We start from the raw sequence: 20,013 nt of genomic DNA on the forward strand, positions 1-20,013 counted from the left end.
AGATAATAGCCAGAAAAAGGTAAAATAATGATCTCAAAGGAGTTACCTTTTGTAAATTGTGTGATAAAAGTGTTGGAAATGGAGGGTGAACCCTAAGAAAGTTTCGTGTTTTTCGATGAAAGGCATGCTTTATTATAGCAGAAATCCATTTGGCCCTTATTTTTCCCAATAGAATATGTTAACCATTAAAGAACCAGTTCAATGAAAAAAATAATCATCTTGATCGCTTTGATTGCCGTATCCTGCGGTAGCTCAAAAACGGTCACCGCTTCCAAAAAGGTCATTAAAGGCAGTTGGACCTTGACCGATGTTACTTATTCCAAGCAAGGAGGTTTCACGGTCAATCTCTTAAACGACGCTGGAACCGAATGCTTTGAACAGAGCAATTGGAACTTTATACCCAATAACAATAAAGGTACTTATACCCTTCAAGGAGCAAACTGTGATGGGGAAGAGCGTTACTTCATCTTTACCCTTGCTGAAGTGGATGCTGAAACTGGACTCTATGATTTCTTGATCAAGCCGACCAATGCGAAAGGCAAATCTACGACTAACAACAGTGGATTTAGACTGCATTTGGATCAATTGAGCGAAACGAATATGCGCTGGTCTCAAACGGTAGACGTTGTGGGAACCCCGCTAACTATTTACATGAACTTTATTAAAAATAACTAGCCATGAAAGCAACAAAACAAGCTGTCATTCTTACTTCAGCCATTGTATTGAGTTTATTCAATGTCAACTGTTCTGTCATTCAGAATGCAAACAACAAGCAAAAAGGTGGGGCAATTGGCGCCGCCGGAGGAGCCGTTATTGGTGCCATTATCGGGAATAATATCGGAAAAGGAGGTAACGGAGAATTAGGCGCCGTGATTGGCGGTGTCCTCGGTGGTTCCGCTGGAATACTCATTGGCTCTAAGATGGACAAGCAAGCCCAAGAGATCAAAAACGAAGTGCCTGGTGCTCAGGTTGAGCGTGTAGACGATGCCATCGTTTTGACATTTGAAGATGGGAGCGGAATCTACTTCGATACCAATAAATTCAATATCAACAGTGCATCGAGAACAACCCTGAACAAGCTGACCGTAATACTAAAGGACTACCCGGACACCAATATTTTGGTTGTGGGTCATACCGATAGTGTTGGTTCCGAGGAGTACAATATGGAACTTTCTAAAAACCGTGCCTATTCGGTTACGAATTTTCTGATCAACAACGAAGGTTTACCCAGCAGCCGATTGAGTACCAACTGGTTTGGGGAGCAACAACCCCTTCACAATAATGAATCGGCAGAAGGCCGTGCGAAAAATAGACGAGTAAACATCGTCATCTTGCCCAATGAAAAGATGAAGAAACAGGCTATTCAAGAAGCAGGTCGCTAAAGGGGTCTGGACTATCAATAACAACAACCGGCTTTTAGGCCGGTTTTTTTTGCGAGAAAAGTTGACCTCATAATTTGATCAAGCTCTGAGGAGCTAACGAACCAGGCTAAAGTGACCTATGAGTTCGCGTGTTTCGTTATTAAGCGTAAAGCGCATGATATACCAGTAATCACCGGAAGGCAACCGACTTCCATTGTAGGTTCCATTCCAGCCTTCTTCTGTTCCTTGAATTTGACGAATTTCACGTCCAAATCGATCATATATGGTGGTGATGAGATCAGGGTAAATACCCGGGCAGCCCGGAGTCCAAAGATCTCCAATACTGTCACCATCGGGCGTAAAGAAGTCCGGGTTTTCTCCTGTACAAACCACTACCTCTATTTCTCCCGTGACTTCACATCCAAGTTGGTCCACTACCCGAACTTGAACAATACCGTCTTCCATAGCTAAAAAACGATTGTTCGCGCCGTAGTCCTCCCCATTGAAGAAGAATTGATAGGTGGCTTGACCTCCTTGGGTGACCACTTCAATTTCGTTAATCCCCGACTGTCTTAATTGCAAACTAAGCGGGGTTTGTTCTTCGATAACAAAAGGGAAGATTTCCTGACAGCCATTTTCATTTAATACACTCAAAAAGTGCTCTCCAGCGTCAGGTTTTGCCAAGTTCTTTGAGTAAAAAAATCGCTGGGATCTGTGCTGTCTATGGCGAAAATCCAATTGTCACTATTTAGATTGTCCGGAATTTGCACGCGAAGCTCATTTTGAATGGTGTTTCCAAGGCAGCTGTAAGAGGGCATTAGCTGTAATTCAATCACTGTATTGAGTTCAAAACTGGTTTCTTGAAGACAATTGCGCTCGTCTCGCACACGAAGTACATAGATTCCGTTCTGATTAAGACCATCAAAAACACCATCGGTGGAAGATCTAACGGTTGCATTATCCGGGTAAATCAATTCAAATAAGTAATTATCCCAACCTCCACTTGCTCCAACAATTAAGGCTTCTTCATTAGGACAGACGGGCAGATTTAATGGGTCCAAACTTAGTGGCTGAAGCGGTTCTTCGATCAGTAAGTTTTGCGCTGAATTACAGCCATTGATCAAATCAACCACTTCCAGATCATAATTTCCGCCTGGGAGATCCTGAAAGACCAATTCCTCAATATTAGAAGTGCCTGTTCTCGAAATCCCCGGGCCATTGAGAATATAGTTGAATCCAGAGGTGAAATTCAATTGAAAAGCGTAATTCGCCGGTAGCTTGTCCAAAGCAGCTTATTATATCTCCTTGGCTCTGGGTAATTGCAATTGAGGGAGTTGCTTGAATTTCAGCGTTTTCCTCATATTGACAACCATTGGCATCGGTTACCCGGACCGTATACTGACCAGGCTCCAATCCCGAAAACTGAGCCGTGGTACTCATTGTATCGTCAGGCAATAGGGATGAGGGGGAAATAATTTCGTATTGAAACGGGGCAATGCCTTGGTCTGCAGTAGCATTAAGCTGTAGACTGCTTCCGTCACAATTCAGGGGAAAGGTTTCAAAATTCAGGGCGGTTGGAGCAGCAGCTTCAAGAAGGAATAAGGGGTCTGTAGTAAATTCACAGTTATTTGAATCGCGAATTGTAACGGTATAATTTCCCTCTGCAAGGTTGTCAAAAGAATAGGCATTGGTTGGGCTATCGTAAAAAGTAATACCATCAATAGAAAAACGATAAGGGGGAGTTCCTCCAACTACATTAATAACACTGATTTCTCCAGGAGTTGTGCAAGTAGGAGCCCGACTTTCAACAAGACTTCCGAACACCTCTTGTTCTGGGCTGCTAATGGTAAAGTACTCGATATAATCACAGGTTCTTCCCCCCCTGGTTTGTGTAATCGTTAGTTGGTAATCTCCCGGTTCTAAGTTGGTAAAGGAAGTTGTCTCAACCGCTTCTGTTGTTCCGTCAGGGTAGGTAAGGGTATAGCTGACCAAGTACCCATTGCTATCAATGATATTTAATCGAAAGGCTCCATCGGTCTCGCCAAAACAACTGATATCTCTTTGAGTAATACTATAGTCGATGGATGGTCTAAGTTCAATTTCTACCGGATTGGAAAGTGTTCGACAATTATTATCGTCCATTAAAACGAAAATGTAAATACCGGGTTCATAGATGTCGAATATGTTGCGGGATTGAAAAGCAAGTAAGGGAACCTGATCGAGAGAAGGGTAGCTGATTTCTTGATTGCCTTGCGTATCCGTAAATGACCAGATGGCAAACTGATGGGGTGTTACACCCCCTTGAGGGTTCATTAAAATATTGCCCTCTCGGCATGTGATGTGCTGTGAAACCCGGGCTTGAAGGGTTTGTGTAGTATTTCCGGCAATAGTGAAGTTTTCTTCATGAAGGTAACCTGTGGCAGCTTCCACTCTCAACTGGTAGTTCCCTTGCCCAAGGTTACTCAAGCTATAGTCAGGGAAGAATTGCAGACCCGAATCATGGATTTGAATGCTGTCCTGATATATTTGATAAATGTAGGGCCCATTTTGCCCACTTACTTCAATACTGATTCCTCCGAGGTTGGAGCAATTAGCGTCAGAGGTAGAAATTGTAGTTTGAAGAGTTGCTCCAGGATTTATCGCTGATTCCAGCCCGAAATCCCAAATCAGAAAATGGAGCATTATCCAACTAGAAGTCAATAGGACAAATACCCTTGTCATGCGGCAGGTGGTGGTATTGTTGAAAGATTAAAACAGTCTTTCAATATACAGCCCGAACAAGCAGAATGACAAGCTTCTTCGATGAGTTGCATGTTTAGGGAAAGAATTCTGACAGCGGTTGTCGGAATCTCTTAAGAAAAAACCCTGAGGCTGATAAAACCGACCGGATCTCCTAAATACAGGATTCTGGAAATGCTTACGCGCTTTTGGATTCGCTTGTATTCTTGGGGTAAGAAGGCGTATTTTCTTTGGTTTGCTCGCTGACAGCGAGGAATAAAAGGGTCTTTGTCAAGTTCATAATCGGTATCTTAGTTATTCTTAGGACACCAACTTTTTTAAAAAGTCACATTCAATCGTATGCGCCCTTTAATCATCTGTTTTAATTGTTTGATCATCTTGTTCTCCTGCAGTGAAATAAACGGGCAGGAAGAACAGATACAGGAGATAACCTACCGAACCATGACCCGCGGGAGTCAGAAGGAGGTGGTGGTAACGGCTAATCAACTCCGTGCACAAGCCAATGGAGTGCTTAGCTTTCAGAACACAGAAGAGCTCAGTACTGACCAATGGAATAACTACTTAGAGAAGTGTAAATCAATTCAATTAGCCACCCTCGAGGATCTCTATGCCTCGGTAGAGAACCAAAGTGTCGATCGGGGTGCAGCTGCCGAGTTAATCATTGTTACTGATCAGGGCGAATACCATTCCCCGCTTTTTGACGAAAACAACCCGCCACAGGAACTCGAACCCTTATTGGCACTTCTCAAACCTCATTTAGTGGTCCAAGAGTAATGCAAAACCAACTTAAAAGAATTCGAGAATCGAGGCATATGACTCAACACCAGCTCGCTGAAGAGTCGGGACTTTCTTTGAGGACCATTCAGCGCGTGGAGGCCGGACAAGTGCTCAAAGGCCATACCCTTACTACTTTGGCCGAGACCTTGGGGCTGAAAGAGGAAGAACTTCTGCAACCGGTGGTTTCGGTTGATTTGGTCGGAGTAAAATGGATCAACCTGAGCAGTTTGTCTTTTCTGATTTTTCCTTTTGGTAACATTCTTTTGCCGCTTTATCTGACTCATAAGGCCAAGTCCCCTCAGGTAAAGGAACAAGGAAAACAAATCTTTTTGGTGCAGATTGCCTGGTTCGTCCTATTTGCATTTGCTTTGGTACTTACCCCTTGGCTTCAATCGACTCTCGGTTTAGAAAGTCCTTTGATATTTCCGGTTATTTTCGGTTTTCTTCTCTTAAACCTGGTGATCACCATTTGGAACGCCATTCATTTGGAAAAGAAGGGTGAGTTAGCTATTCGTCTCACAGCCAAATAATTAAATTCCGTGTCGTGGAATTGGCGGCTTATTGTCGCCCTCATCTTGAGCATTCACAAGCAAGAAAGAATCAGTTTTGCCCCAAAACCAAAACGATGATTAAAAAGACGCTTCTTGTGTTATTGGGTCTTCTGGTGCTGAGCATTATCGGGGGCTATTTCTATTTTGATAATAAGTTTACTCCACCCGAAAATAGTCTTCAGCTAAGCGGAACCGGGGAGGTTGATATTCAGTGGGTAGGATCAGCCAAGGTCCCCTATCAGGCTATGCTGGTACCTGTTCAGGTCAATGGGTTTTCCGAGACCTATTATCTCCAATTGGATTATGGCGCACCCAATACCATGTTATTCACGGTTCCGCTAAAAGAGTTGGACAGCTTGACAAGAAGCGAAGGGAAGCCTGATTTCAGTTCCCTGCACTTAGGGGATATGAAGATGGAGAGAGCGGGCTTTTATTTGAAGGAGTATGGATATTCTATAAATGATAATCAATACCCTATTATTGGTACCCTGGGGTCCGATATTTTAGAAAAAAGAGTGGTGGAAATGGATTTTGAAAAAGGTCATTTTCGCTTTACTCTGGAGTCGCCTCAGGCGGATTGGACTACTCTTTCGTTTGATAAGCGTAAATTGATTTTTCACGCCAAGATCAACGAAAGGGATTTAAAGTTGCTTTTCGATTCGGGAACCAGTGCCTACCAATGGATTACTGATAAAGGAAATTGGGAAGAGGCTAGGGTGCCCGATGGCCCAGTAAGGGAGGATAAGGCGAATTCATGGGGTAGAACGCTCTATGTTTACACGGCTCCCGCGAAAGGACTTGTTCAGATGGGGGATGTTGGCATCCCTCTGCAGGAGGTCACTTATGTGGAAGGGTACAGTATGACCCAGGAATTGCTGATGCGCTTTTCCGGAATGGAAGGCATGATCGGAAACAAGTTCTTCCTCGGAAAAACCCTTGTATTAGACGTTAAGAACCAGAGGTACAGTTTAAAATAGGCGCGGGTACTATTGGTTTTCGGGCAGGTCCCAAAACTTACCTTTTCCCCCTGATTTCATCCATTCCAAGATGGAGCGCTCTTTGTTGGTCAACTCCCCTGAGAAGAAATTTTCTAGACTGTTCATGAACAGTTCCTCAATTTCTTCATGCGAAAGATTCTTTAAGGTTGCCATGTGACTCGATTTAAGGTTTCTTAAAGATCGATCACTTTTATTGTGAATACAATGTAAATAATTACATTTTATTAACGATAAATCAATAAAATGGTTAATAAGTAATTGGTGTGTCCTCTTATAATTCAGGAAGGAAAGGAAATATAGGTGTCGTCTCCAGGGACTTTCGGAAAGTCCTTAGCGATCCATTTCGCCTTCGCTTCTTCTAATTTGGCCTTGTCACTCGAGGCGAAATTCCACATTAAAAACCGCTCTTCCGGAAAGGGCTGACCACCGAACAACAAGAGTTGTGCTTGCTCGTCCAGTTCTAAACAACAACTGTTTTCGGTTTGGGAAACCAGCATCTGGCCTTGTTCCATGCACTCACCATCAACAAGGACTTTTCCTTTGACGACAACTACTGCAATTTCGCCCTGTAATTCTCCGGCAATATTGATCCGACCTTCCTTGGTTTTGGAGCGGATGTCTACCATAAACAGAGGGGAAAAAACTTCTAGAGGAGATTGACGACCAAAGCCTTCACCGGCGACTAAAGTAAAGCGAAGATCTTCCGTTTCCCATTGGGGTAATTCAAGAGCTTCGTGATATTGAAAATGCGGGTCACTCTCCTCGAGTTTTTTGGGTTGAGCGACCCAAACCTGGTAACCGTGAAGGATGTATTGAGCACCGTCTCTTTGGTGTTGAGGGGTGCGCTCCGTATGGGTGACTCCTTTCCCCGCACTCATAAAGCCAACATCTCCGGCCCGTACAACCTGTTCTGCTCCGGTGCTGTCTTTGTGTTCAATTTCCCCTTCAAATAAATAGGTGAGGGTCGAAAGGCCAATGTGGGGGTGCTGATCCACATCGCTGTACTGACCAGGTCCTATGGGAGAAGGTCCCATATGGTCAATAAAAACAAAGGGGCCGACCTGTCTCTTTTTGCGAAAAGGCAAAAGTCGACCGACTAAAAAATTCCCAACTTCTCGTTGGCGTTCGTCAATGATGAGTTTGTTGTTGCCCATACTTTAAAGGTATATCTTCCTTGCTATTTCTCGAGAGAAGTGAATTGATCTTGATTATATTTTAACAGGCTCCTGAAGTTGTTTCAACTATTACTAACTTATTCTCCGAACCAATGTGAACGCTCATGCCCAGTACACCGATCCATTATATTGAACTTTACGCTACGGATTTAGTGAAAACCAAAGCCTTTTACAGCCATCATTTTGGCTGGGAATTCACCGACTATGGCGAAGGCTATACCGCCTTTAGTAAAGCGGGGATTGATGGGGGATTTGAACTTGTCGATATGCCGAGAGCTAAAGGAGCTTTAGTAGTTTTATACCATCCCGATCTCCAGCAAATTCACAACCAATTGGCTGCAGCGGGAACCCAAATTACTGTAGATATATTTTCCTTCCCCGGAGGCGTCGCTTTCATTTTGAAGACCCTTGCGGGAATGAACTGGCCATTTGGTCCGAATAAAAAACAGAAGAGATGAGTGAACTGAACAGAAGAGATTTTCTCAAGAAAACGAGCTTGGCTTCTGCGGCCATTGGGTCTGCTACCTTGTTCCCGGAATATCTGCAAGGGCAAGAAAGTCGCCCCGCCATGGCGCAATACATGGGCGATTACGCTGCACCCAAACTCGACAATGTTCGAGCCGCCTTTATCGGCGTAGGAGCTCGAGGAGGCTACCACCTGAAGTTTTTAGCTGCGCTTCCCGGAACTGAAGTCGTCGCCATTAGCGACTTGTACGAGGACTTGGTCAAAGAAAAAAAACAGTGGGTTCGCGAGGTGGCTCCCGAGAACCGCCATACCAATATCAAACTGTATTGGGGCGCTGAAGACCGGTGGAAAACCATGCTGGATGAGGTCAAACCGGACGTGGTCTTTATCGCAACCAATTGGCACAACCACGCCCCTATGGCTATTGAAGCCATGAAGAAGGGAGCCCATGCCATGGTCGAAGTACCGATGGCGGTAAGTTTACAGGAAATGTGGGATATCGTCGATACCAGCGAACAGACCCGAAAGCACTGTATGATGATGGAGAACGTCAACTACAGTCGCGATGAACTGATGTTTTTGAACATGTGTAGACAGGGCGTGATCGGTGAAATTCTGCATGGAGAGGCCGCTTACATCCACGAACTCCGGTGGCAAATGGAGGAACAAGAAAGAGGAACGGGCTCTTGGCGAACCCATCATTACGCTAAGCGGAATGGCAACTTGTATCCGACCCACGGTTTGGGACCAGTCGCCCAATACATGAACCTGGGACGGGGAGATGATATGTTTGAGCACTTGGTCTCTTATTCCACTCCGGCTTTGGGCCGACAAGACTACGCTAAAAAGAACTACCCAGCCGATCACAAATGGAATGATTTGGATTTTAAGGGTGGGGATTTGAATACCTCCATTATCAAAACGAGGCTCGGACGAACGGTTATGGTGCAATGGGACGAAACCAGTCCCAGACCCTATTCTCGTTTAAATCTGGTTCAGGGCACCAAGGGAACATTGGCTGGTTTTCCAACCCGGGTCGCCTTGGAGGGTGGGGTCGAAGGCCTGACCAAGGACCATCACCGCTGGGTACAAGGAGAACAGCTTGAAACCCTTTACCAAAAGTACGATCACCCCTTGTATAAGCGCCTAAACCAAGCCGCCAAAGGGAGCGGACATGGCGGAATGGATGGGATCATGGTCTACCGGATCGTAGAGTGTTTACAAAAGGGATTGCCCCTCGATCAAAATGTTTATGAAGGGTGCCTGTGGAGTGCAGTTGCGCCCCTTAGTGAGCGTTCTGTTGCTCAAGGAGGTTATCCGCAGCCCTTCCCAGACTTTACTCGTGGGGAGTGGAAAAACACCAAGCCCTTAGCAATTATTAGTTAAGTATGATCAGTCTTCGCGTCCCTGGACGGATTTGTTTTTACGGAGATCACCAGGATTATTTGGACATGCCGGTTATTGCAGGGGCGATAAATCGTTACCTGTTTCTGGAGGCGAAACCGCATCAAGACATGTCTTTCCTCTTGGAACTTGAAGATTTACAGGAGAAAAGGCGTATTGGATTGCCTGTCGGGGACTCCGAAATCGAAAAGGGAGACTTTTATCTTTCGGCTATTCGTATACTCGAAGAAAATGGCTTCGAATTTAAGGAGGGGTATTCAATTCGCATTTGCAGTGAGATACCCATGAATGCAGGTCTCTCGAGCTCTTCTGCACTAGTGGTCGCCTGGATTCGATTCTTGGTTGCCACCCAGAAGAACAGGGTCGTTAGTGATGCGCAAATCGGCCACTGGGCTTACCAAGCGGAAGTGCCTTTTTTTGGCTTTCCAGGAGGTTTGATGGATCAATACACTATCGCCCAACAGGGTCTACTTTGTATCGACACCAAGGCCCAAAGCACCAGAGCACTTCCTGCTCGCTTTGAAGCTTTGGTTGTGGCGGAATCGGGACTGCCAAAACAGACCAATACCATTCTAAAAAACGCACGAAACTATCAGGAACGAGCCATCGCACAGGTACGGGAAGTACATCCGGAATTTGATTTATCGCAGTCTGTACTCGAAGATGCGGAAAGTTACCTTCACCTGGTTGATGAAGAGTACAAGAAACATTGGATCGCTGCGGTGAAGAATTATCATATTACCCTGGCAGCGCAAGAGCAGCTAGAAAAGGAATTCCCCAATCACCATCAGCTCGGAGATTTGATGAACGCCCACCAGGACCTGCTTGAAAATAACATTCAGAACACCCCAGAACCAATACGGATCATGATGGCTGCTGCCCGAAAGGCCGGAGCTTACGGATCTAAAATTGTGGGTTCTGGAGGGGGAGGATCCATGGTCGCTATGGTGCCGCTAAAACAGAAAGAGGAGGTGGTCAAGGCCTTTTTGAAAGCCGGGGCTCAGGCTGCTTATGTTGTTGAATTAAGCTATCCGTAAGTATGAAAACCGCATCACTTTTGGTTATGGTTGGCGGCGCCTCTTCCCGAATGAAGAAAAGTCTCGATAGGGTGCACTTAAATCCTGAGATCAGGACTTTAGCTGCGGCTGTTCATAAAAGTTTAGTGCCTGTAGACACCAAAGGGAATCCACTCCTTTACTACCTCTTACGCAATGCCCACCGTGCCGGTATTCGAGAGGTGTTTTTAATTACTTCCCCAGAGAATGAGGCGTTTACATCCTTTGTTATTGAGCTCAAAAAGACTTCTTGGGGGACAGAAATGAGGATTGAATTAGCCGTTCAATACCCGCCTGAACAAGGTGTAAAACCCTTAGGGACTGCCGACGCCGTCTTTCAGTGTCTGGAGCAATTTCCGCAATTGATAAAAAGCCGCTTTTTGGTGTGCAATGGGGACAATGTCTACTCAAAAGAGGCGTTTAGGGATCTTCATGCGCAAGGGGAATTTCGGCATTCCCTGATTGCTTATCGCGGCGAATCTCTGGGACACCCACTCGAAAAAATTCTGCGGTTTTCACTGCTTGATTTTGATCAGAATCACGCCCTGATATCCATCATAGAGAAACCGGATGAGGAGGAGCTTTTGGCTTATAAATCCCGTCATACTTCCCTCTGGGTCAGTATGAATATTTTTCAGTTCGAGGGAGAAGAGATTTATCCGTTTTTAAGGGATTGCCCGATAGATCCCATCCGCAATGAGAAGGAGTTGCCCACCGCGGTGAGCCAACTGATTGCTGATAAACCAGGAAGTGTAGTCTGTATGGAACGATCCGAAAAAGTTCCTGACCTCACCTCGGCACAAGACCTGGATTCACTTTCTGCTCAGCTCGAATAATTTCCGCTTCACACTGCATATTTCCCTTGGACTTCCATCGATAAGTCAATACCTGTAGTTTTATCTATTTCGCCTTCAAATGCCCTGATAGACCGCCTCTAACGTCCTTTTGATATGAAGAAGAACGGGTTTTACTCCTACGGATCAGCACTTTGGTTGGGGAGTTTGTTTAGTTAAGAGTTAGATGACTTTTCTGCAAAAAAGATCAATCGCATGATGGCAGGCTCTAGCGGTCAAAGCCATATAGGTTAGAGACGGATTCTGCCATGCCGATGAGGTCATTGCGCTGCCATCGGTAATAAAAACATTCTGTACTTCATGCATTTGATTGAATTGATTCAATACAGATGTTTTTGGGTCTTTCCCCATTCGAGCCGTACCCATTTCATGAACTGCTGACCCAGGAGTAGGGGCTGTTCGGTAACTGCTGACATTTTTAAATCCTGCATGGCGAAGAATCTGCTCACTCTCTTGGGTCATGTGTTCCAACATGGCATTTTCATTGGAACCATATTGAAAAGCGATTTTTACCAAAGGCATGTTCCACTGGTCTCTACGGTTGAAATTCAGGCTAACCCGATTGTCTGCATAAGGCAGAATTTCACCTCTTCCGCCGAGGAATATCCGCCAATCCCCAGGCTTGGCTAAATCCTCCTTTAACTGGAGTCCGATAGAGTCGATAGTAATATTCTGCCAGTTCCCTCGCACGCCTTTTCCTTGTAGTCCATAACCTCTCACAAAGCTGTTGTTAGTGTCTTGGCCGTCGATATTTTGGAATCGTGGAATAAGAACCGTTCCGGGAGATCTTCCAATGTAGTACTTGTCTTGTAATCCGTCAAATGTTCCAGAGGTACCATGTCCAACAATATGATCCATTAGGTTCCGTCCAACCTGATCACTTCCATTCCCTAAACCGTTGGGAAAGCGCTCAGAAACGGAGTTGAGCAATATGGAAGCCGTACCAATGGTGGAGGCATTGAGGAAAATAATACGGGAATAGTACGTTTTTTCTTCTTTTGTTTTTGCGTCTATGACGACGACCCCTGTTGCCCTTTGTGATTGTTCATCATAAAGAACCTCCTTGACGATAGAATTGGCTTTTAGCGTCATATTTCCGGTCAATTCTGCATCGCGAAGAGTGGCTGAATTACTGCTAAAATACCCTCCGAAAGGGCAACCTCTGCTGCATTGATTCCGGTATTGACAGGGAGCTCTGTTTTCTTTTCCTTCAGTGAGATTGGCTACCCGGCCATGGATGAGCCTGCGATCCGGGTAATGCCTATTGATTTGATTCTTTAAATGATCCTCAATAGCATTCATCGGGATGGCTGGTTGAAAAACACCATCTGGAAGATGCTCAATGGAATCTGTATTCCCGCTAATTCCTACATAGTCTTCCACATAGTCGTACCATTTTTCGAGGTCGCGGTATCGAATAGGCCAATCCACCCCATGCCCATCTTTTTTGTTGGCTTCAAAATCCAGATCAGAAAGCCGATAACTCTGCCTTCCCCATGTCAAGGATCGGCCACCAACTTGGTAACCGCGAATCCATTTGAAAGGATCCTTCTGGATATAGGGATGTTCAGAATCCTTTACATAAAAGTGTTTGTCGGCATTATTGCAATGACTGCTTTGTATGGGACGTTCTTTGAGGTCTTTTTGAGATAGGTGCAGGCCGTGTTCGAAGTCCCAAGGGTTTTTGAAGGCGGTGGGATAATCGTGTACGTGCTTGACCATTCTACCTCTTTCGAGAACGAGGGTTTTTAGACCTCCTTCTGTGAGTTCTTTGGCTGCCCAGCCACCACTAATTCCGGAGCCCACCACAATTGCATCGAAAGTGTTATTTGTTGGATTTGGTTCCATGATTTTGCTATTTGGTGGCCCAGCAGGGCTGATTAGGTTCAAGAGGAATGATCGCGTTATACTGACCTGGAATCGGTTGGTAGGCCAAGTGTACCGTCGCCCCGATTTGAGACTGACAGTAGCCTTCTACCGTTAATTTTCTCAGTAGCTGTACAAAGGATTTACCACGCAGTTTTTCTTTGATTTTTGAAATCGTCCCATGACTCTTATTTTCCTCTATAAACTGCTCAAGAAGCTTTGTTTGTTCTTTTAACGTACAAAGAGCGTATTCATTGCTGGAGTTTCTTAATGTAAACTCTTGAAAATCAACAAGTCCATTGTAAAAGTTTCGGTACTCTTTGTCCGTTGCGCAGTGCTTCATAAAAGAAGTAATGAAGAGATAGGCCCGGGCTTCTTTACCTCCGGGTGTTTTGGATGGAGGGATAATGACATCTACTATTTCGGCTAGTAAATCCTGAAATTCAACGATGGCCTCTCGGTTGTAACCGGATGGATTTTTAACATAAGCGTAGCCGCATGAACCCGCAATTATGGTCGTCCCGGTAACCCCCAGAATTCCTTTTAAAACATTCCTTCTTTTCATGACAATAGTCGTAAAGCGTTGTAAATAAAGCTATAAGGTGAAGGGTTGTTGGCCTTTAGTCGAGTATCTAGAGGCCTTGTTCTGACGTTGACTGACAAGAAAATGTAGACGAGACCATTTTGGAAGAAGCGATGTTTTAAAGGAGGTGATCGTTCAAAGGCATATTTATCTGTCGATTGTTAAAGAAATTTCTGTAAAAATGAGCCTTGAGGGCCTAATTATTTTAATTTCAAGGAAATAACTAAAAGCCGCTCCTTGATGAAAGACCTTTTCAACTCTTTTCCGGTTATAAGCTTCTTGCTGATCACCTTTGCCATTACTTTTTCTACTTGGTTTTCGCCCGTGTTTTTGGATCTTCCGGTAGACATTGCCTTTGCTATGATGCTGCTTGGTGGGTGCGGACCCCTATTGGCGGGATACATCATTCGAGTTGTGCAATCTCAGACTACCTTTCGTGTACGGTCTTGGCCGGTCTTTATCGCTGTATTCGTAGGGTCCCTCTTTGTACTGGGGATGCGACTATATCTGATTGACCATGGAATGAGTGATGTCAATGGCAGGATTCCTAAAATGGAGGAGGTAAGCACACTGGGATATGGCCTTTTTGTTTTAATGGCGATTGTTTTAGCCTGGAATGCTTCCAACTGGAATAACCCAAACATCAAAGAAAACTACTTGACTTCCTTTCTTTTTCAGAAAAAGGCCCTCCCCTGGTATCTGATTGCCTTGGGTTTACAACCCATTTTTTCGGTTGTCAGTTATTTGGCTGGTCGTGTTCTTGGTTTTGAGCTATCTGGAGAACTGGTCTTTATTGATGGAATGTGGTTTGTTGGTCTTTTAAGCACCTTTTTCTTTTTTGGTGGAAATGAAGAGTTCGGTTGGAGGGGTTTTATGCAACTGGAACTTCAAAAGAAATATAGCCCCTTGGTCACCATTTTAGTCGTTTCTTTTTTCTGGAGCATATGGCACCTGCCCCATTACTACAACGGATTTTATTCTACCGCTGGGTTTATGGAAATGCTTCCACGCTTTTTCTGGACCATTCCCCTGACCGTGGTGATTCATTGGGTGTACAACAACTCGAATTACTCCATGTTGGCTGTGGTTTTGCTGCATACCATGAACAACAATTTTGGGAGAGGGTTTGGAAGTTCTGGAAAAATCTATGTTGGACTGTTGTTCCTTTTTTGCCTTTACCTCATTGTACGAGATAGAATGTGGCTTTCTAGACCAAGTCAGCTGCCGAGTTAAATCAAGGACAAGAAAATCTTTAGAAAAATTCGCCAAAGACTAATTGAAGAGGATCGATTGAAAAAGTACCTTCTCTACGCCCTAGGAGAAATAGTCTTGGTCGTCTTGGGAATTCTTATCGCCGTCAGTATTAATGAGGGTATACAAGACAGGAAAGCTCGTGCAGCTGAGATCGAAAATTACCGACTTATTATTGCAGATTTAAGAGGAGATCTCAAGCTCTTTAAGGATTATGACAAGCAGTTTAAAGGGATGCTCAATGCCTACTACAAGATGAATGATATTGCTCAGGGTAAGGGAGACTTTTGAGGGCTCTTGTCTGATTTCATCGTAATGAATATCGAGTTCAATCCTGTAACGCAGGAAAACCACCAATCCAATATTGAAAAAATGACTGATCGTGAAATCAGAGAGCAGTTGGTTGTTTATTTCCGTGAATTGGATCGGGTCAGACAGGCGCGGGATGAATTCAATAATTTCCTGGAAGAGGTGAGTAGACCTTATTTTTTAAAAGAGCAGGAAATTTTTAAAAACGAGGAAGTATTTAATCCAACCGATAAGGGATTTCCTCCTGCCCGGCGAAAATCGGTGATTGACACATTGAAACTGAAAGAAGCTATGAATGAACGCTCTTTTAAGCCCATCCTCTCGGCCCAAAGAATGTCATTGGGTTTTTTCCTGCATAGTCTGGAATACTCAATCGCCGAAAACCAATTGCTTATTTCCTTTTTAGAGTCACAGCTGGAGGACTAATTCGCGAACAGATTTCCTATTTTTAAGTCAAGCTTATGGAGAATCTACAGGAAATACTGAATTGCAATCCCACAGCGGTGACTCAAAGCGTGAAAAAAGGAGAAATCCTCCAACATGCCGATGAGCAAAACATCACTGCTTTTTATGTCAAAAGCGGCCTCTTAAGGAGCTATTTGATCGACAGTAAAGGGAAGGAGCACGTCTATATGTTCGCTCCGGAAGGCTGGGTGATTGGCGATATCGAAGCCATGGAATTCGAGCAGCCGGCTCAGCTTTTTATTGACTGCCTGGAAGATTCAGAAGTAATTGCTTTTAAGAACAACGAGCTCTTTCACCTCGACCTGGACAAAGAGAACCTGGCGGCTAGCGGTCAATTGCTCTACCGCAGAATCGGTCGTCTGCAAAGGCGGGTACTCATGCTCATGGGTGCGCCGATCATTGACCGCTACCAGTACTTTTTAAAGACCTATCCGGACCTACCAAACCGTGTACCCCAGCACATGATCGCCTCCTTCTTAGGGGTGATGCCGCAGACCCTGAGTACGGTCCGGGCCAAACTCGCCAAAGCCAAATAGGGATTTCTTCATCTAGATGAATGCACAGCAAAGCGCTGTGGAGGAATTTTGTGGTGTAAATCACTAAAATTCTATTGCAATGACAAATCTAGAAAGAGCACAAGACCTGTATAACCAAGTAGGACAAGGAGATATTTTGGGAGCCTTTGACCAGTATTATGCCGACGGGGTAGTGATGGAAGAACCTCGTGGCGTACGAAAAGGAAAGGCAGAGTGCCGCGTGTACGAAGAGCAGTTTGTGTCCAGTGTGGAGGCCTTCCACGGAATGGAACTCAAGTCCATCGCAGAAGATGCCGCCACCGAAAAAGTTTTTATTGAAGTTACCATGGATGTTACCTTTAAGGGAGGAGATCGTGTCAATATGGAACAGGTCGCTGTACAGCAGTGGAACAACGGACAGATCGTCCACGAAAGATTTTACTACGACAACCAAGGATAAACCCTTTGTTTATGGAAACCACAAAAAGAAATCACGATTGGCCCGTTTTGGATTTTGCCCGAATACAACCAACGATGGAAAGCCTTCATCAGTGGTTGCAAATTGTGGGAAAGATTCGCCTGCGCACCATGCCTTGGCAAAATCACTCCTGGCATACGGCCCTATATGTTTCGCCCAGAGGGTTTTCTACCAACGGGATTCCTTACGGAGAAGAAGTCTTTCAGATCGATTTTGATTTTAAAAAGCATCAATTGCTGATTCAGTGTTCCCACCGTGAACCGATTGGTTTTGCTTTAGAGCCTATGACGGTCGCCCGCTTTCATCAACTACTGTTCGAAAAGTTAGAAGAGTTGGGAATTAAAGTGAAGATTCACGGCAGCCCGAACGAAATGGAACCGGCGATCCCGTTCAAAGAAAACACCGTCAACAAGGCCTACGACCCGGAGGCAGCACGTAATCTCTGGCAGGCCATGTTGAAGTCGAGCAATGTGTTCCAGGAATTTCGATCGGAGTTCATCGGAAAATGCAGTCCCGTTCACTTGTTTTGGGGAGCCTTTGATTTGGCGGTGACCCGCTTCTCTGGTAAAGGAGCTCCTCTGCATCAGGGTGGAATGCCCAATATGCCTCTGGATGTCATGCAGGAAGCCTATTCTCGAGAAGTGAGCAGTGCCGGTTTTTGGCCGGGTTCTTCGGACTTTCCTTTTCCGGCCTTTTATGCCTACGCTTACCCGAGTCATGAGGACTTCGGAAAGCAAGCGGTAGAGCCCAAGGAAGCTTTTTACAGTGAAGACATGGGTGAATTCTTCCTGAAGTACGAAGATGTGCAGCAGTCTGAAGATCCTCGTGGGATGCTGATATCCTTTCTACAGACAACCTATGAGGCCGCAGCCAATACCTCCAAATGGGACCGGCAGCACCTCGAGAGTCCCTCGAAGCAATAATTAAAAAACCCGCTTGAATCAAGCGGGTTTTATTTTAGGCGGTTGTTTCTTCTTCCAGGACCAAGGCCTTCCCAAAAAGCTTGTTTCCCCAATTTTTCCAGCGGTAACGCAAGGCGAAAATCCCCAATAAGACGACAAACATCCCTCCGAGGAAAAGGAGCATTCCTCCGAGATCAGGTTCTGCTGAGCTCACGTAGAGGGCATCGGTTTGCAGGGCCGACCAATCGGTGGTTACCATCAGGGCAATAGTCATGTTGTTGGCCGCGTGGAAGCCTAAGGCCAGCTCCAAGCCTTCATCCATCAGGGTCATGATCCCCATCAGGAATCCAAGTCCGATGTATACGGTTAGAACGGCGTAGCCAATTTTCTGGATCTCGGGATTGAATATGTGCATCAGTCCAAAGAGAGATGAGGTAATTACCAGAGACCAAAACCTCGAATTGGTCGCCACTCCGAGACCTTGCAAAAGGTATCCCCGAAAGAAGTACTCTTCAAAACTCGTTTGCAAAGGCAGCATCAAAAGGACGATGGCCGCCAGGATGATAAAGGCTTCTTTATTGAAATTCCATTGGTAGCTGTCGGGTTCCATCATCACTCCGGCATAGAGGAATCCGCCGATAAAGAGGATGGTTACAAAGAAGGAGAAAAAGATGCGCCCCCAATCGATTTTTTCGCGACTGGTGGTCAGCGATCGAATGCTTTGTTTGTGTACAAATTTCACGTAGAGAAACAAGCCAATCAGACCCAGAACAAAGGAACTCAGCATAACGGACAAAAAGAGATTGGCTCCGAGTAAATCAGCTAATCCAGCCGGCGTCATGTCAATGCTACCCAGATCAGATGCCTTGGTAAACATAGCCGCAATTAAGGGGATACTTCCGAGTCCTCGCCAGAAGAAAACAACCACAATAAGACCAATGATGTATTTCCAAAGGTTGGGTTTTTGCGGGAGGGCGTTTTGAATAAACATGCTGGTGGTTTTTGTTTTTACGAAGATAGGGGGCATCTGTTTTATTGCCCATAGGATTATGGGTAGTGGTTGTTTCATTTGCTTAAAAGCACAATAGAAGGGTGTGAGCGGTAGGGCAGATTCTGGTTATCTTTAGAGCTAACTAAGGAAAAAACACTCTGGTTTTAGAGTTCTTTACAAGTAAACCGGATAATTAAGCATGTCCCTCTACAAATCCATTGCCGATATCGGTTCCAAATTTTTCCCCAAGCATAAGCTGTTTAAATACGGTTTTAACCTTTCGCCTATGTACCAAAGAAGCACGGCGAAGATCACTGAGGTCTCGCCGGATTTGATGGAAATCAAGGTCAAATTGCCGTTGAGTTACAAGAACCGCAACTACGTCAATTCCATTTTTGGAGGGAGCTTGTTTTCTTCCGTAGATCCCATCCCTATGGTGCAATTGATCAACCTATTGGGGGATGATTATGTTGTCTGGGATAAGTCGGCTCAGATTTTCTTTAAGCGACCAGCGAAAGAACACGTGTATGCCGAATTCAAGGTCACTCAAGAGGAGTTGGACGACATCAAAACGCGGGTAAAAGCAGAAAACGAAATCAACTTGGAAAAGGTCACCGTACTCAAGAATAAAAGCGGAGACAAGGTATTTTGTGAGGTACATAAGGTCATTTATATCGCAGATAAAACATACTACAAAAGCAAAAGAAGAAAGGAATGAAAAAGCTGTTGATCACTTTTTTTATAACAGCCACTCTAGCGGCTCAAAACAAGAAGACTATGGAACTCCCCTTTGAAGAAATTCCGGCTGCCCAAGAGCAGTACACTAGAGGAAATATGGTCAAACGCATGGTAGACGGCTTGGGTTATCGCTATTACTGGGCCACTGAAGGCTTGCGTCCTGAGGATATCGAGTTTAGCCCTTCGGCCGATTCCCGCAACGTACGCCAAACCCTGGAGCACCTCTTCGGTCTCTCTGATATGATCGTCAACGCGGCGAAAAATACACCCAATATCCGTCCTGCCGATTATACGGGGATGAGCTTTGAAGAACTGCGAGAGGGCACCCTTCAGAACCTGAAAGTGGCCAGTGACTTATACCAGGGCAAGTCAGCTGAAGAAATCAGTACGCTTGAAGTCATTTTTGAATCCCAAGCGGGCGCCGGGCTTTCCCCTTTTGGCAGATGCTCAATGGGCCTATTGCTGATGCCCTCTATCATACGGGGCAGATTGTCTCGTACAGAAGGGTCTCGGGCAATCCGATGAACTCCGAGGT

Annotated in this window: 25 protein-coding genes; 17 read left to right on the forward strand and 8 right to left on the reverse strand. The window is 45.1% G+C overall.

Annotated elements, in window-relative coordinates; genetic code table 11:
- The first annotated feature begins 201 nt into the window (after nt 1–201).
- Entirely contained in the window at nt 202–675 is a 474-nt protein-coding gene (locus BST99_RS13110; RefSeq protein WP_105002197.1) for a lipocalin family protein, read from the forward strand.
- A 2-nt stretch (nt 676–677) separates the two neighbouring features.
- Nucleotides 678–1,382, forward strand: a complete 705-nt coding sequence (locus BST99_RS13115) for an OmpA family protein (protein WP_105002198.1) — start codon at nt 678–680, stop codon at nt 1,380–1,382.
- A 93-nt stretch (nt 1,383–1,475) separates the two neighbouring features.
- On the opposite strand, the gene BST99_RS13120 is transcribed toward BST99_RS13115, so the two are convergent.
- The 3 genes from BST99_RS13120 to BST99_RS13130 are packed head-to-tail and all read right to left on the reverse strand — an operon-like array spanning nt 1,476 to nt 4,043.
- Nucleotides 1,476–2,045, reverse strand: coding sequence for a T9SS type B sorting domain-containing protein (locus tag BST99_RS13120; protein ID WP_105002199.1), 570 nt, complete (start codon nt 2,043–2,045; stop codon nt 1,476–1,478).
- Nucleotides 2,012–2,536 (reverse strand): hypothetical protein, encoded by a 525-nt coding sequence (locus tag BST99_RS13125; protein WP_105002200.1) that lies wholly within the window; start codon nt 2,534–2,536, stop codon nt 2,012–2,014. Before BST99_RS13125 ends, BST99_RS13120 begins: the two co-directional genes overlap by 34 nt.
- Nucleotides 2,537–2,546: 10 nt before the next feature.
- Nucleotides 2,547–4,043 (reverse strand): MSCRAMM family protein, encoded by a 1,497-nt coding sequence (locus BST99_RS13130; RefSeq protein ID WP_105002201.1) that lies wholly within the window; start codon nt 4,041–4,043, stop codon nt 2,547–2,549.
- 396 nt (nt 4,044–4,439) lie between these two features.
- Here BST99_RS13130 and BST99_RS13135 point away from each other — a divergent pair, with 396 nt between their 5' ends.
- From BST99_RS13135 to BST99_RS13145, 3 genes are all read left to right on the forward strand, one after another.
- Nucleotides 4,440–4,874: a hypothetical protein gene (locus BST99_RS13135; protein WP_105002202.1), complete on the forward strand. Its 435-nt coding sequence runs from the start codon at nt 4,440–4,442 to the stop codon at nt 4,872–4,874.
- Nucleotides 4,874–5,407, forward strand: a complete 534-nt coding sequence (locus BST99_RS13140; protein WP_105002203.1) for a helix-turn-helix domain-containing protein — start codon at nt 4,874–4,876, stop codon at nt 5,405–5,407. Before BST99_RS13135 ends, BST99_RS13140 begins: the two co-directional genes overlap by 1 nt.
- Nucleotides 5,408–5,502: 95 nt before the next feature.
- Nucleotides 5,503–6,405 (forward strand): hypothetical protein, encoded by a 903-nt coding sequence (locus BST99_RS13145; protein ID WP_105002204.1) that lies wholly within the window; start codon nt 5,503–5,505, stop codon nt 6,403–6,405.
- 9 nt (nt 6,406–6,414) lie between these two features.
- Here the strand turns inward: BST99_RS13145 and BST99_RS14430 are convergent, their stop codons facing one another.
- On the reverse strand, nt 6,415–6,579 hold the full coding sequence (locus tag BST99_RS14430; RefSeq protein ID WP_181044234.1) for a hypothetical protein: 165 nt from the start codon (nt 6,577–6,579) through the stop codon (nt 6,415–6,417).
- A gap of 125 nt (nt 6,580–6,704) precedes the next feature.
- Nucleotides 6,705–7,580, reverse strand: coding sequence for a pirin family protein (locus tag BST99_RS13150; protein ID WP_105002205.1), 876 nt, complete (start codon nt 7,578–7,580; stop codon nt 6,705–6,707).
- A gap of 125 nt (nt 7,581–7,705) precedes the next feature.
- On the opposite strand from BST99_RS13150, the gene BST99_RS13155 reads away from it, so the two are divergent.
- Genes BST99_RS13155 through BST99_RS13170 form a run of 4 tightly spaced genes read left to right on the forward strand, consistent with a single transcriptional unit; the run spans nt 7,706 to nt 11,362 of the window.
- Nucleotides 7,706–8,059, forward strand: coding sequence for a VOC family protein (locus BST99_RS13155; RefSeq protein WP_245916272.1), 354 nt, complete (start codon nt 7,706–7,708; stop codon nt 8,057–8,059).
- Nucleotides 8,056–9,453: a Gfo/Idh/MocA family oxidoreductase gene (locus tag BST99_RS13160; protein ID WP_105002206.1), complete on the forward strand. Its 1,398-nt coding sequence runs from the start codon at nt 8,056–8,058 to the stop codon at nt 9,451–9,453. The genes BST99_RS13155 and BST99_RS13160 overlap by 4 nt, the downstream gene beginning before the upstream one ends.
- Nucleotides 9,454–9,455: 2 nt before the next feature.
- Nucleotides 9,456–10,508: a mevalonate kinase family protein gene (locus tag BST99_RS13165; protein ID WP_105002207.1), complete on the forward strand. Its 1,053-nt coding sequence runs from the start codon at nt 9,456–9,458 to the stop codon at nt 10,506–10,508.
- Between the two features lie 2 nt (nt 10,509–10,510).
- A complete protein-coding gene (locus tag BST99_RS13170) occupies nt 10,511–11,362 on the forward strand; it encodes a sugar phosphate nucleotidyltransferase (protein WP_105002208.1) in 852 nt (283 codons plus the stop codon).
- A gap of 180 nt (nt 11,363–11,542) precedes the next feature.
- Here BST99_RS13170 and BST99_RS13175 read toward each other — a convergent pair whose 3' ends face one another.
- Nucleotides 11,543–13,228, reverse strand: a complete 1,686-nt coding sequence (locus tag BST99_RS13175) for a GMC oxidoreductase (protein WP_105002209.1) — start codon at nt 13,226–13,228, stop codon at nt 11,543–11,545.
- Nucleotides 13,229–13,235: 7 nt separating this feature from the next.
- On the reverse strand, nt 13,236–13,811 hold the full coding sequence (locus BST99_RS13180) for a gluconate 2-dehydrogenase subunit 3 family protein (RefSeq protein WP_105002210.1): 576 nt from the start codon (nt 13,809–13,811) through the stop codon (nt 13,236–13,238).
- 258 nt (nt 13,812–14,069) lie between these two features.
- Between BST99_RS13180 and BST99_RS13185 the strand changes: the two genes are divergently transcribed.
- The 6 genes from BST99_RS13185 to BST99_RS13210 all read left to right on the forward strand — a co-directional run bounded on the left by BST99_RS13185 (nt 14,070) and on the right by BST99_RS13210 (nt 17,770).
- Nucleotides 14,070–15,062 carry a CPBP family intramembrane glutamic endopeptidase gene (locus tag BST99_RS13185; RefSeq protein WP_146106302.1) on the forward strand — a complete coding sequence of 331 codons (993 nt, stop codon included), beginning with the start codon at nt 14,070–14,072 and terminating at the stop codon, nt 15,060–15,062.
- A 57-nt stretch (nt 15,063–15,119) separates the two neighbouring features.
- The gene (locus BST99_RS13190; protein ID WP_105002211.1) at nt 15,120–15,371 is read left to right on the forward strand and encodes a hypothetical protein; all 252 of its coding nucleotides are present in this window, start codon (nt 15,120–15,122) and stop codon (nt 15,369–15,371) included.
- Nucleotides 15,372–15,377: 6 nt separating this feature from the next.
- A complete protein-coding gene (locus tag BST99_RS13195) occupies nt 15,378–15,815 on the forward strand; it encodes a hypothetical protein (protein ID WP_146106303.1) in 438 nt (145 codons plus the stop codon).
- Between the two features lie 35 nt (nt 15,816–15,850).
- The gene (locus BST99_RS13200) at nt 15,851–16,390 is read left to right on the forward strand and encodes a Crp/Fnr family transcriptional regulator (protein WP_105002213.1); all 540 of its coding nucleotides are present in this window, start codon (nt 15,851–15,853) and stop codon (nt 16,388–16,390) included.
- Between the two features lie 79 nt (nt 16,391–16,469).
- Complete coding sequence (locus BST99_RS13205) at nt 16,470–16,829, forward strand: nuclear transport factor 2 family protein (RefSeq protein ID WP_105002214.1); 360 nt, start codon at nt 16,470–16,472, stop codon at nt 16,827–16,829.
- A gap of 11 nt (nt 16,830–16,840) precedes the next feature.
- A complete protein-coding gene (locus BST99_RS13210) occupies nt 16,841–17,770 on the forward strand; it encodes a DUF5996 family protein (protein ID WP_105002215.1) in 930 nt (309 codons plus the stop codon).
- Nucleotides 17,771–17,804: 34 nt separating this feature from the next.
- Here the strand turns inward: BST99_RS13210 and BST99_RS13215 are convergent, their stop codons facing one another.
- A complete protein-coding gene (locus BST99_RS13215) occupies nt 17,805–18,740 on the reverse strand; it encodes a CPBP family intramembrane glutamic endopeptidase (protein ID WP_105002216.1) in 936 nt (311 codons plus the stop codon).
- Nucleotides 18,741–18,939: 199 nt separating this feature from the next.
- Here BST99_RS13215 and BST99_RS13220 point away from each other — a divergent pair, with 199 nt between their 5' ends.
- Together BST99_RS13220 and BST99_RS13225 are read left to right on the forward strand one after the other, a co-directional pair.
- Nucleotides 18,940–19,458, forward strand: a complete 519-nt coding sequence (locus BST99_RS13220) for a DUF4442 domain-containing protein (protein WP_105002217.1) — start codon at nt 18,940–18,942, stop codon at nt 19,456–19,458.
- A complete protein-coding gene (locus tag BST99_RS13225; protein WP_105002218.1) occupies nt 19,455–20,003 on the forward strand; it encodes a hypothetical protein in 549 nt (182 codons plus the stop codon). The genes BST99_RS13220 and BST99_RS13225 overlap by 4 nt, the downstream gene beginning before the upstream one ends.
- Nucleotides 20,004–20,013: the final 10 nt, after the last annotated feature.

The organism is Aureicoccus marinus (assembly GCF_002954325.1).
Lineage (GTDB): Bacteria > Bacteroidota > Bacteroidia > Flavobacteriales > Flavobacteriaceae > Aureicoccus > Aureicoccus marinus.